The sequence below is a fragment of the Saliniradius amylolyticus genome, from assembly GCF_003143555.1.
In the GTDB taxonomy this organism is placed as follows: domain Bacteria; phylum Pseudomonadota; class Gammaproteobacteria; order Enterobacterales; family Alteromonadaceae; genus Saliniradius; species Saliniradius amylolyticus.
This window is the reverse complement of record NZ_CP029347.1, coordinates 1,083,479-1,095,467: the sequence shown is the minus strand read 5'-3', so window position 1 is coordinate 1,095,467 and position 11,989 is coordinate 1,083,479. Positions and strand designations below refer to the sequence as shown.

The following is an 11,989-nucleotide window of genomic DNA, read 5'->3' as shown; positions in this document are numbered from 1 at the left end:
GGAACGCTATGGAAAAGGTCAATAACCCTTTGCAAGCCTGTAAGGACATCATTTTTAAGCCGAATCACGTATTCGCCACTCTGGAAGACGCCAAAAACTGGTCCTGGGTGCCCTTTATTCTGGTGGTGCTCTGTGCCGCCCTGCCCAACTATCTGTACTTCGAAACTGTCGACTTTCAGTGGTACAAAGAGATGATGGTCAACGCCCAGATGTCCGATGTCAGTCCGGCTGAAAAGGAAGCCGCCCGGCAGCAGCTGGAGCAGAGCCATCAGTTTATGGGCATGGGCTTTTCGGTACTGATGACCACCATTGGGTTTATTATCGTCAATGCCATTGTCGCCGCCTACTTAAACCTGACCACGCGTAACGACGAATATAGTACCAATGGCTTTACCGATTGGTACGGCTTTGCCTGGTGGGTGTCGATTCCTGCCGCCCTCGCCGGGCTTGTCAGCGCCCTGGTGATCCTGCTGTTTGGCTCCGAGCAAATGCTGCCCAGCATTATGGCCGCCACATCTGTGGGCTACTGGCTGTCCATCCCGGTAGAGTCGGACTGGTTTGGCTTTGGTCAGGCCCTGACGTTGGAAAGCCTGTGGATGATCTATCTGCTGGCGGTCGGGATCAGCCAGTGGACCCGCTTACCGTCCAAAACCATCTGGATGATCGCCGCGCTACCTTTCGCGGTCATCTGGGGTGGCTGGTTGCTGGTGCTGTTGTTTTAACTTCTAGCGCCGCCGTTTAGGCATAAAATAATTCTGATTCTGATAGAACGCCGGGCTCTGGTTCTCATACCAACCCGGCACGCCTAACAGGGGTAACGGGTGCAGGGCGCCTCTGGTGGCCAGGCAGTCTTCCTGCCTGAGCCGAAAGGCCAGTTTCGTATCAAGCTGTGCGTACTGTGCCGCCCTACTCTGTTCAAAGAAGTGCTCCTCAACCTTAAGTCCCAGCCACTTGCCGGTCAGTCCTATGTAGGGAGCCAGCAGCATTTCATAATTGGCGTGACCGAAGATAAAGGCCTGAACCGTACGCCCCCATTGCGGTCGTCCAGAGTAAAAGCCATCCAGCCATTGATGCTCTGCCAGCAATTCAGTGATGGCCGGTTCACTGTATGCCAGCACCACCCCGCACTCATCGAAGTGGGTAATGCGATTACGCCTGGCCGTTCTCGGACTGACTCCATGTTGGTGAATATCGGCTATATGCTGGCGATTGAGTTCAGCCTTAGCGTTGGGAAACTGGCACCATATCAGGCCATTAAATAAGTCGTGCCAGTTGGCGCGGGTCGGAATCACCTTGTCTTCCCCTATGACCTGTTCATAGTAGCGATCATTAAACGTCACCTTATCCTGTGGCATAAAGGTGTGTGTCATCTTCGTTGGACGTTGGGCATTCAGCCAGTCCGGGCCGGGCATCGCTTTCTGTTCAGCAAGGGCAAACTCCGCTGCTAAGTGCTTAAGCGGCGACCTGTCGAAACATTGCGGTGACCAGGCGATGGTATCGGCATCAAAAGACATAAGGTGACTGGTAGGCTTAGGACGAATTTTCTATACTGGGCGACGGATTCTAACCCGATAACAAGAAGAGATAAAAATGAAAAAAGCCTATCTGGCTCTGGCCCTGGCGCCCCTGCTTCTGGCAGGCTGCTCCAAGCCGGGCACTGAGCAAGCTAACGACAGCAAGACCGCCGAGGCCGAACAACAAGTAAAAACGAACTTCGATACGGTTTACGACAGTATTTCGGCCGAGACCTTAAAGAAACACACCAAGACATTAGCGTCCGATGAGTTTGAAGGCCGTTTGCCTACCACTAAGGGCGAAGAGCTCACCATCGACTATTTAACCAAACACTTTAAAGAGTTTGGCCTTAAACCGGGTAACGGCGATAGCTACCTGCAGCCGGTAGAGCTATTGGAAATCACTGCCTCAGGCAATGAAGTATTACAGATTGGCTCTCAGACCCTGCAATACAAAGAGAACATGGTAGTTGGTACCAAGCGCGAGCAGGAAAAAGTCAGCCTGGATAACTCCGAGCTGGTATTCGTCGGCTACGGTGTCAACGCGCCTGAATATGACTGGAACGACTACGAAGGCGTGGACGTAAAAGGCAAAACCGTGGTGATCCTGGTCAACGACCCAGGTTTTGAAAACCCTGAAGGTGATAAGTTCCAGGGCAAAACCATGACCTACTACGGTCGCTGGACGTACAAATATGAAGAAGCCAGCCGTCAGGGCGCTGCCGGGGCCATCATTGTGCATGAAACGGCCCCTGCGTCCTATGGCTGGTCAGTCGTCGCTAACAGCTGGAGTGGTCCGCAGTATTCGATGGTCACCGACAATGGCGCCGCCGACCGTGTGGCAGTGGAAGGCTGGATCAGCCTAAACGCCGCCCAGAAGCTGTTTGACGAGGCCGGTATGGACTTTGCTGAGATGAAGCAACAAGCTATCGCCGGTCCTACGGCGGTGCCGCTTGAGGGCTTAACGGCGTCGGTTGAAGTCAGCTCCGAACTGGAACGTTCCACCAGCTACAACGTGATTGCGACCCTGCCCGGCGCAACCAAGCCCGATGAGCACATTATCTACACCGCCCACTGGGATCACCTGGGTAAAGACGAGTCGCTGGAAGACGATCAGATCTACAACGGCGCGCACGATAACGCCACCGGTACTTCGGCGCTGCTAACCATGGCCGAGGCCTTCTCCAAGCTGGAACCCCGTCAGGATCGTTCCATGACCTTTTTGGCCGTTACCGCCGAAGAGCAAGGCCTGCTGGGCGCTAAGTACTACGCCAGCAATCCGGTTATCCCCATCGAACAAACCGTGGCAAACCTGAATATGGACGCCATGAACATCCTAGGTCGCACCAAAGATGTAGCGGTTGTGGGTAAAGGTAAGTCTGAGCTGGAAGAATACTTGGCTAAGGCAGCTGAGCGTCAGGGTCGTCACCTGGTCGAAGAAGGCCGCCCCGAGGCCGGTTACTATTACCGCTCCGACCACTTCGCTTTTGCCAAGCAAGGGGTTCCGGCCCTTTACGCCGAAGGCGGTGAAACGCCTATCGATGAAGCCACCGCCGAGTATCGCAAGCGCATGAATGTGATCGTGCAGGGCTGTTATCATCAGGTGTGTGACCGCTTCCGCGACAGCTGGGACTTTGGCGGTGTTGTGGAAGACACCCAGCTGTTTTTCGATGTGGGTGTCCATGTCGCCAATGCCGAGCAGTGGCCAGACTGGAAAGCCAGCAGCGAGTTTCAGCGCCAGAAGTAACTTCCGGCTTTCGTAAATCAGTGCCGCCTTTCCAGGCGGCACAGTTGTATCTGCACCGCGCAAACCAACTCCAATCGTATATTTTATCCCAGAATCATCTTGCATTTTTTGACAGGGCTGGCAGAGTCAGAATCGAACACTTTGTTCTAAAAATCTCGCTTTATTGAAACATTTTCATAACAACAGCGATTTTTAGCGCTTTTATACTGACAATTATCCTTGGAGAGCCCTTATTTATGTGCGGTATATTGGGAATTCTGGACATCAAATCTGATGTCAGTGAGTTGCGGAGCCAGGCTCTGGAACTGTCAAAGTTATTACGCCACCGAGGCCCGGACTGGTCCGGCATCTGGAATAATAACAATGCCATTTTATGTCACGAGCGTCTGGCGATCGTGGATCTGGATAATGGTGCCCAACCGCTTGTCAGCAATAATAATCAGCAAATTCTGGCCGTAAACGGCGAAATCTACAATCACAAGCAACTTGAGGCTGACCTGGCGACGCCTTACGAGTTTAAGACGCATTCGGACTGTGAGGTGATCCTGCCGCTGTATCAGCAAAAGGGCATCGACTTCATCGACGAGCTGGAAGGCATGTTTGCCTTTATCCTCTACGACGAGGAAAAAGACGCCTACCTGGTCGCCCGGGATCATATCGGCATTATTCCGCTGTATACCGGCTTCGATGAGCACGGCAACCTGTATGTGGCCTCAGAAATGAAGGCACTGGTACCAGTCTGCAAGACCATTCAGGAGTTTCCTCCGGGGCATTACCTGTGGAGTGAAGACGGCGAACTTCGCCGCTACTACCAGCGCGACTGGATGGACTACGATGCGGTCAAAGACAATGAGACCAACCTGGAAGACCTCAAAGCGGCTCTGGAACAATCAGTCAAAAGTCACCTGATGTCCGATGTCCCCTATGGTGTGCTGCTGTCCGGCGGGCTGGATTCGTCGCTGGTGTCCGCCATTGCGGCCAGGTTTGCCGCCAAACGGGTGGAAGATGAAGACCAGTCCGATGCCTGGTGGCCTCGTCTGCACTCCTTCGCCGTAGGTCTGGAAGGCTCGCCCGACCTGGCGGCTGCGCGCAAAGTGGCAGATATGATCGGCACCGTGCATCACGAGGTGAATTTCACCGTACAGGAAGGCCTGGATGCTATCAAAGATGTCATCTACAAGTTGGAAACCTATGACGTGACCACCATCCGTGCCTCCACGCCCATGTATCTGATGAGCCGTAAGATCAAGGCCATGGGCATTAAGATGGTGCTGTCCGGCGAAGGTGCCGACGAGATCTTCGGCGGCTACCTGTACTTCCACAAAGCTCCTAACGCTAAAGAGTTCCATGAAGAGACGGTACGCAAGATCGACCGCTTGCATATGTTCGACTGCGCCCGCGCCAACAAGGCCACCTGTGCGTGGGGCTTAGAAGCCCGGGTGCCCTTCCTGGATAAAAACTTTGTGGATGTGGCCATGCGTCTGAACCCGAAAGACAAGATGTGTCTGGACGGACGAATGGAAAAGTGGATTCTGCGCAAGGCCTTCGATAACGGTGAATACTTACCCCAGGAAGTACTCTGGCGTCAGAAAGAGCAGTTCAGCGATGGCGTCGGCTATTCCTGGATCGATTCGCTCAAAGAAGTGGCCGAAACACAGGTCAGCGATCAGCAGATGAAAACCGCCCATTTCCGCTTTCCGGTCAACACTCCGGATACCAAGGAAGGCTACCTGTTTCGCGAGATCTTCGAGAGCTTCTTCCCGCAGGAAACTGCGGCCCGTTGCGTGCCCGGAGGCAAGTCCATCGCCTGCAGTACCGCCGAGGCGCTGGCGTGGGATGAAAGTTTTGCCAACATGGCCGACCCATCGGGCCGTGCCATGCAGGGTGTACACAGCGACGCCTATTAAAAAGCCTAACCCTAGTCGTGCATACAGCCCCCAGGCCTGTTTAGGGCCCGGGGGCTTTTTATCGATCAGACTCCGCCCCCTTCACAAACTATCTCCCATATTCAGGTTTAGTAGTTGCAACCGGGCCGCCGACTATGTTTACTTGTAAACAAAACCAATCAACGTCAGCCCTATGCGCCGCTTCTTTTATCTGATTCATCTGCTTGTCTTTCTTGTGTTGATTGCCTTGGCCGCAAAGTGGTCCTGGGTGGGCTGGTTACTGTTGGTGCCACTTGCCACCTTTGGCCTGGGCCTGCTGGATCTGCTGCAAAAGGAACATTCCATACGGCGCAACTTTCCCTTCTTCGGTCGCGGACGCTGGTTAATGGAGGGCCTAAGACCTTTTGCACGCCAGTATTTTGTCGAATCCGATATGGATGGCCGCCCCATCAACCGCATGTTCCGCTCTATCGTATATCAGCGGGCCAAAGGCGCGATGGACTCCAACCCATACGGCACAAAGGTGGATGTGTACCGGGCAGGGTATGAGTGGATCGCTCACTCAATGGACGCAAAGAACATCAAAGACATCAACACCTCCCCCACGGTCACTATCGGCGGTTCTGACTGTCAGCAGCCCTATGAGGCTGCATTACTGAACATCTCCGGCATGAGCTTTGGTGCCCTGAGCGACCATGCTGTTAAAGCCTTAAACAAGGCCGCCCGGCTCGGTGGCTTCTACCATAACACCGGCGAGGGCAGCATCTCTGACTATCACCTCGAATACGGCGGTGATCTGGTCTGGCAAATCGGCACCGGTTATTTTGGCTGCCGCGATCAGAATGGCCAGTTCAGCCCAGACGCCTTTGCCGAAAAAGCCGCTTATGACAGCGTCAGAATGATTGAAATAAAGCTCTCTCAAGGGGCCAAGCCCGGTCATGGCGGTATTCTTCCTGCGGGTAAAAACTCCGAGGAAATCGCACGTATCCGACTGGTAGAACCGCATACGGATGTGATTTCCCCGTCCACCCATTCAGCGTTTTCCACCCCTATAGAGATGATGCAGTTTATCCAAAAACTCAGAGAGTTAAGCAAGGGTAAACCCGTCGGTATCAAACTGTGTATCGGCCGGCGAAGTGAATTCATTGCTCTGTGTAAGGCCATGCGGGAGACTCACATCCACCCCGATTTTATCACCGTTGACGGCGGCGAAGGCGGCACCGGCGCTGCGCCACTGGAGTACAGTAATTCTGTGGGAATGCCACTGCACGACAGCATTGCCTTTGTGGAAGACTGTCTCATCGGGTTTGACCTGAGAGATAAAATAAAAATTATTGCCAGCGGCAAGATATTGACCGGCTTTCACCTGGTGCGTGCGTTGGCATTGGGGGCCGATCTTTGTAACAGTGCCCGGGGTATGATGCTGGCGCTAGGCTGTGTCCACTCGCTGATTTGCAACACCAATCGCTGCCCCACCGGCATCACCACGCAGGATCGCCAGCTGATTGCCGGGCTGGACGTGGAAGACAAGGCCGAGCGAGTAGCACGCTATCAAAAAGAAACCGTTCATTCGGCGGTGGACATAACCTCGTCCTCCGGCCTTAAAAGCCCCAACAAACTTAAACGCTATCACCTGTATCGCCGGGTGGATCATGCCTGCGTCGAGCGTCTTGACGCCCTGCTGCCCTATCCTAAACCAAGCAGTTTTCTGGATGCCCCTCTGCCAGACAAATACCAGCAAGATATATTAGAGGCTTCTCCGGACTCCTTTATGGCACGGCATATGGATCTGGACCAGCCCGGTGGCGCTCCGGCCTCTACTTGATTTAGCCCCTGCGGCCCCCATCTATAGCTAATACGCCGGCAGATCAGGTATAATCTCGCCGTTTTTGCTGTACCTGCCTGGAGAAGCCCATGGATACCAAATTTGACCAATTGCTGGATTTTCCCTGTTATCAGACCTTTAAAGTGGTCGGCATCGCCCATGAGCGATTGCCGGATGATGTGGTAGCCTGCCTGCAACAGCACGCGCCCGCCGATGACTACCAGCCCAGAGTCAAGGAAAGCTCTAAGGGTAACTATCACTCGGTGTCCATTAGCGTCCGCGTTACCAGTAAGGAACACATGGAGACACTCTATGTAGAACTGGGTAACCTGGAACTGGTACGCCACGTTATTTAAGGCCTGTGATGACAGATTCCATTATCGTGCGCCAGCTTGGGCGTCAGGACTATACGCCTATCTGGCAGGCGATGCAGGATTTTACCGACCATCGCGGCGATAACACGTCCGATGAACTGTGGTTGGTGGAGCATAACCCCGTATTCACTCAGGGGCAGGCGGGCAAAGAGGAACACTTGCTGGCCCCCGGCGATATCCCGGTGGTGAAGGTGGATCGAGGCGGCCAGGTGACTTACCACGGCCCCGGCCAGCAAATGCTCTATGTCCTGGTGGATTTACGCCGCCGCAAGCTGGGGGTGCGCCATCTGGTCACGGCACTAGAGCAAACCATCATAGAGACACTGGCCCCTTTTGGCATCGAGGCCTATGCCAAGGCCGATGCTCCGGGCGTCTATGTGGATGAGAAAAAAATATGCTCCGTGGGCCTGCGCATCCGTAAAGGCTGCTCTTTTCACGGACTGGCAATGAATGTGAACATGGACCTGGGCCCCTTTCAACGCATCAATCCATGCGGCTATGCGGGCATGGAAATGATACACTCTGCACAATTAGAGGGTCCCAATAGTCTGGAACAAGCCGGTCCTTTGCTGGTATCGGCATTCTGCCAACAGTTAAACATCGAACACACCGACAATCGAGAAGGTTTTGATGAGTAATACACGACCAGAAGCGGGCGTAAAGCTACGCGACGAAGACAAAGTAAAGCATATCCCGGTTACCATAGTGCCGACCGAGCGCGAGGAGATGCTACGCAAGCCGGACTGGATCAAGATCAAGCTACCGCCTTCCACCGACCGTATCGACAACATAAAAAAAACGCTGCGTAAGAACAATCTGGTGTCAGTGTGTGAAGAGGCCAGTTGCCCCAATCTGTCCGAGTGTTTTAATCATGGCACCGCCACCTTTATGATCCTGGGTGAGGTTTGTACTCGTCGCTGTCCATTCTGTGACGTAGCCCATGGTAAGCCATTGCCTCCCAGCGCCGAGGAGCCGGAAAAACTGGCTTCTACCATCGCCGAAATGAAGCTTAAATACGTGGTCATCACCTCGGTAGACCGCGATGACCTGCGCGATGGCGGCGCTCAACACTTTGTCGACTGCATCAATGCCATTCGCGAGAAAAGTCCCGAGACCAAGATCGAAGTCTTGGTGCCTGATTTTCGTGGCCGTATGGATCGGGCGCTGGAAATCTTCAAAAACGGCGTACCGGACGTGTTTAATCACAACCTGGAAACCATCCCCAAGCTGTATCGCGAATGTCGTCCTGGCGCCAACTACAAATGGTCCCTGACATTACTGAAGAAGTTTAAACAGCAACATCCAGAAATCATGACTAAGTCTGGGCTGATGATGGGCATGGGCGAAACCAAGGAAGATATGGTGGAAGTACTTAAAGACCTGCGCGAGCACGATGTGGACATGCTGACGTTAGGCCAGTATCTGCAGCCCAGCCGTCACCACTATCCGGTAAAACGCTATGTTCACCCGGACGAGTTCGGCGAGCTGAAACAGATTGCCGATGACCTTGGCTTTACCCACGCCGCCTGTGGCCCCCTGGTGAGGTCCTCCTATCACGCCGATCTTCAGGCCGCCGGTGTGGAAGTGGGCTAGTGATAACTGAAACAGGGAAGTGCTAACGTCACCGAGACATCAAGGACGTCATAAAGCAGACCCTTTGAAGGAGCCCCAGGGATTGGATTTACGGCGTGTCTGCGTATGACATCCTTGATGGCTAACTCTCCTTAGAAGCCCTGTTATGCTGCATACTCAACAGCTTCATCAACGTGTCGAACACTGTTATTGCCTGGCAGAACAAAAACTGGGGCGCTCCTTCCCCCGCCCCAAAGTCAGCCTTAAGCAGCGGGGCAAAGCTGCGGGCAGCGCACGACTGCAAACGAATGAACTTCGCTTTAACCCGGTATTGCTGGCAGAAAATCCGCAGGCCTTTTTCGATGAGGTCATCCCCCATGAGATCTGCCACCTACTTACCTGGCAGCTGTATGGCCGGGTTCGGCCTCATGGCAAGGAATGGCGAGGCTTGATGGGATCAGTATTTGGCCTGACCGGCAAAGCCAGCCATCAGATGGATGTGAGTTCGGTGCGTGGCAAAACCTTTGCCTATAGCTGTGACTGTGGGCCGGTGGAATTAACGATACGCCGCCATAACAAAATCCAGCGCGGTCAGGCCCGTTACTACTGCAAGAAGTGTGCTTGTGCGCTTACTCCGGCGCACTAGCCGCTTCTTCGGATGCCGGTGCAGGCTCGGATTGACCATTACCGTCAAAGGCCATGGCGAGCTGCCACCAACTGTCGGCGGCCAGCCACTGACGTTTCTGCTGCAACGCCTGGGCAAAGTTCACATAGGCCGGGATCACGTCCTGTCCGGTTTCCAATCGCTCGCGCCATAACTCCAGATAAATGGGAGGGATACGCTCGATGTCGTGAAATTCCATAAAGGTCATGCGCGAAGTGAGCTTATAGGCCTGATAATCATGGTTATCACAGGTCCGCGCCGGACTCAGGCTCCAGTCACTCTGCGCTTTACGCCAGTCCTCAGGAATGTTCATCCCTGCCGACTCACTCGCCTGCTGAATTAACACATTAGGCGCGCCCAGACTGGCCTGGCACACCTGCTCCGCCGTTTGATCGGCGAGCGGGTATTCATCCACAAAGCCAACAAAATGGGCCAGCTCGTGCACAAACACCGAGTAAGAGTCGGCGACATCCAGATACATCACACCATTGTGCACATTGGCCTTACCTTCCTCGGCCATTACCAATACATGAGTCAGCTGTTGCTGCAACGGTTTAAGTCGGCTCGCAAGCTTGGCCTCATCGCAGCCCAGTCGGCCACTTCCCTGCCAGTTCTCGCTACAGGACAGTGCATTGTCTTCCAGCCAGACCATAGGCAAAGTGCACATCGGCAGACTAGCCAGACGGGCGTCCTCAGAAAACTGTTCTAAGAGCGACTGAATGCGATAAGCAGAGGTTAACGAGGTTGCCACCGGCTGAATGCGCATAGGGCATTCAGCGGGAGCCTGGGCGACGTTAATTGGCTGTTGCCAGTGCTTCTCTATCAGCGCCAGATAACGCTGACTCAGAGCATAGCCCAGCTCGGCACTGCGTTTAAGCCAGTGTATGGCTTGCTGCTGCTTGTTCTGGGCCCACAACAACCGGGCCAGAGTGAAACCGCTCTCCCCATCCTGCGGCGCAGCCTGTTCTAACAGCGGCTGTGCCGTATCAAACGCCTCGTGCAATAAATGCCATTGGGCCAGGGTTTTAATCGCAGGCACATAACGCTGATCTGCCGACTGTTGCAGCCATTGCAGCTGCTTTTGTGTCGAGCGACTGAGCATCGCCAAGTCGTACTGAGCCCGGGCATGACCTTCATGGGCCGCGCGAGCCAGCCAACGCCGGTGAGGTTCAGGCTGCGTTTCACGGCTTGCCAGTTGGTAATAGGCCTCACTATCACCCATACCACCGGCAAGCTTGAGCCAGTAATCCGCCGACTGTGCAGTACCGTATTCTGTTAACGCCTCTAATGCCGTCTCAGACCCTTTGCGAGCCACAACAAAAAGCTGAGTAGGCATCGGCTGCTGACGGTGCTCATAGAGCACCTGAGGGGCATAGTGGGAGGTTGAATAAGCAATCCCCACACACAGGCCAACGATAATGACCAACTTCACCACACTCAATAACCAACCGAGCATCAGTCGCCCTGCTCTACAGTACGCTCACGCAGCAAATCCAGCTCCAGACGAGCGTATTTGTGTTCCACAAACTCATACACGTTGGTACTCAGGGCGAGCTTAAAGTAGTTGGCGGCAATACTCTTGTTCTGTTTAAGCGTGTGGTATTTACCCAAATAGAAATAGGCTTCGCACAGCCGGTGAGTCAATTCGCTTTGATTGCGCACATTTTGCAACACGCCACCCAGAAGGCGCCCCTCACTGATTTTACCGAGAAACAAATCCACCAGTTCGGAAGCCCATAACTTGTCTTCCAGTTTGGCACGCTTTTGCTTCAGATGCTTTGTTGCCTGCTCGGGATCGATATCATACTCGGCAATAAAAGCCCAAATGGCCCGGTAGGGGTCACTGGTATCCTTTTGGTAAAAGGCGGCTAAGTCTTCTACGGCCAGTTCCGGGCGACCTCCGTAATACAGGGCAATGCCGCGGTTTAAGAAGGCGTATTCATGCTCGGGGTCGATTTCCAAAGTGGCATCAAAGGCTTCATAGGCACGGATAAATTCCATATTCTGAGTATGATGGATACCCATAAAGTTATAGGCTTCTGCCATATCCGGTTTTAATTTTAGCGCACTGGTGAAATCAAAATGGGCCAGGCCTTTAAGACCCACGCTGTCGTACAACATTCCGCGTTGATACAGCAATTCGGCACGCTGCTCCTGATCCAGATCTACGTTGTTCAGGATCTGACTATAGCGGGCCAGCGCCATCTGGCTGCGCATGTCTGCCGGTTCTGGTTCTGCCAGGATCAGGTTGCCCATCTGACTATCGCCGCCCGAGCTGCCGGGCACCGAGCTACACCCTGCTACCAGCAGTAAAGTCAGCAACAAGGCCAATATTGGTAATTTTTGCATAATCTAAAGGTAAGTCGCCGTATAAAAAAATGGCACCCTGAGGATGCCATTTTTTGCT

At 53.8% G+C, this 11,989-nt stretch carries 11 protein-coding genes; 8 read left to right on the top strand and 3 right to left on the bottom strand.

The features are described from left to right. The first annotated feature begins 8 nt into the window (after window positions 1-8). The gene (locus tag HMF8227_RS05210) at window positions 9-722 is read left to right on the top strand and encodes a Yip1 family protein (RefSeq protein ID WP_109339170.1); all 714 of its coding nucleotides are present in this window, start codon (window positions 9-11) and stop codon (window positions 720-722) included. Between the two features lie 3 nt (window positions 723-725). On the opposite strand, the gene HMF8227_RS05205 is transcribed toward HMF8227_RS05210, so the two are convergent. After that, window positions 726-1,514 (bottom strand): DUF3025 domain-containing protein, encoded by a 789-nt coding sequence (locus HMF8227_RS05205; RefSeq protein ID WP_109339169.1) that lies wholly within the window; start codon window positions 1,512-1,514, stop codon window positions 726-728. A 76-nt stretch (window positions 1,515-1,590) separates the two neighbouring features. Between HMF8227_RS05205 and HMF8227_RS05200 the strand changes: the two genes are divergently transcribed. The 7 genes from HMF8227_RS05200 to HMF8227_RS05170 all read left to right on the top strand — a co-directional run bounded on the left by HMF8227_RS05200 (window position 1,591) and on the right by HMF8227_RS05170 (window position 9,564). Further along, window positions 1,591-3,261, top strand: a complete 1,671-nt coding sequence (locus HMF8227_RS05200) for a M28 family metallopeptidase (protein WP_109339168.1) — start codon at window positions 1,591-1,593, stop codon at window positions 3,259-3,261. 236 nt (window positions 3,262-3,497) lie between these two features. Further along, entirely contained in the window at window positions 3,498-5,168 is a 1,671-nt protein-coding gene (asnB, locus tag HMF8227_RS05195; RefSeq protein ID WP_109339167.1) for an asparagine synthase B, read from the top strand. Between the two features lie 172 nt (window positions 5,169-5,340). Beyond that, window positions 5,341-6,972: an FMN-binding glutamate synthase family protein gene (locus HMF8227_RS05190; protein ID WP_109339166.1), complete on the top strand. Its 1,632-nt coding sequence runs from the start codon at window positions 5,341-5,343 to the stop codon at window positions 6,970-6,972. An 89-nt stretch (window positions 6,973-7,061) separates the two neighbouring features. Beyond that, window positions 7,062-7,328, top strand: a complete 267-nt coding sequence (ybeD, locus tag HMF8227_RS05185; RefSeq protein ID WP_109339165.1) for a DUF493 family protein YbeD — start codon at window positions 7,062-7,064, stop codon at window positions 7,326-7,328. 8 nt (window positions 7,329-7,336) lie between these two features. Next, entirely contained in the window at window positions 7,337-7,984 is a 648-nt protein-coding gene (gene lipB / locus HMF8227_RS05180; protein WP_109339164.1) for a lipoyl(octanoyl) transferase LipB, read from the top strand. Continuing rightward, window positions 7,977-8,939: a lipoyl synthase gene (lipA, locus tag HMF8227_RS05175; protein WP_109339163.1), complete on the top strand. Its 963-nt coding sequence runs from the start codon at window positions 7,977-7,979 to the stop codon at window positions 8,937-8,939. The genes lipB and lipA overlap by 8 nt, the downstream gene beginning before the upstream one ends. A gap of 145 nt (window positions 8,940-9,084) precedes the next feature. Then, on the top strand, window positions 9,085-9,564 hold the full coding sequence (locus HMF8227_RS05170; protein ID WP_109339162.1) for a SprT family zinc-dependent metalloprotease: 480 nt from the start codon (window positions 9,085-9,087) through the stop codon (window positions 9,562-9,564). On the opposite strand, the gene HMF8227_RS05165 is transcribed toward HMF8227_RS05170, so the two are convergent. Next, entirely contained in the window at window positions 9,548-11,038 is a 1,491-nt protein-coding gene (locus HMF8227_RS05165) for a tetratricopeptide repeat protein (protein WP_109339161.1), read from the bottom strand. The two genes, HMF8227_RS05170 and HMF8227_RS05165, sit on opposite strands and share 17 nt — an antisense overlap. Then, window positions 11,038-11,931, bottom strand: coding sequence for a lipoprotein NlpI (nlpI, locus tag HMF8227_RS05160; RefSeq protein ID WP_109339160.1), 894 nt, complete (start codon window positions 11,929-11,931; stop codon window positions 11,038-11,040). The genes HMF8227_RS05165 and nlpI overlap by 1 nt, the downstream gene beginning before the upstream one ends. Window positions 11,932-11,989 lie beyond the last annotated feature (58 nt).

Bases quoted from the DNA above. Each gene is read 5' to 3' on its own strand.
- HMF8227_RS05210 (WP_109339170.1), top strand. From the start codon at position 9: ATGGAAAAGGTCAATAACCCTTTGCAAGCCTGTAAGGACATCATTTTT.
- HMF8227_RS05205 (WP_109339169.1), bottom strand. From the start codon at position 1,514: ATGTCTTTTGATGCCGATACCATCGCCTGGTCACCGCAATGTTTCGAC.
- HMF8227_RS05200 (WP_109339168.1), top strand. From the start codon at position 1,591: ATGAAAAAAGCCTATCTGGCTCTGGCCCTGGCGCCCCTGCTTCTGGCA.
- asnB (WP_109339167.1), top strand. From the start codon at position 3,498: ATGTGCGGTATATTGGGAATTCTGGACATCAAATCTGATGTCAGTGAG.
- HMF8227_RS05190 (WP_109339166.1), top strand. From the start codon at position 5,341: ATGCGCCGCTTCTTTTATCTGATTCATCTGCTTGTCTTTCTTGTGTTG.
- ybeD (WP_109339165.1), top strand. From the start codon at position 7,062: ATGGATACCAAATTTGACCAATTGCTGGATTTTCCCTGTTATCAGACC.
- lipB (WP_109339164.1), top strand. From the start codon at position 7,337: ATGACAGATTCCATTATCGTGCGCCAGCTTGGGCGTCAGGACTATACG.
- lipA (WP_109339163.1), top strand. From the start codon at position 7,977: ATGAGTAATACACGACCAGAAGCGGGCGTAAAGCTACGCGACGAAGAC.
- HMF8227_RS05170 (WP_109339162.1), top strand. From the start codon at position 9,085: ATGCTGCATACTCAACAGCTTCATCAACGTGTCGAACACTGTTATTGC.
- HMF8227_RS05165 (WP_109339161.1), bottom strand. From the start codon at position 11,038: ATGCTCGGTTGGTTATTGAGTGTGGTGAAGTTGGTCATTATCGTTGGC.
- nlpI (WP_109339160.1), bottom strand. From the start codon at position 11,931: ATGCAAAAATTACCAATATTGGCCTTGTTGCTGACTTTACTGCTGGTA.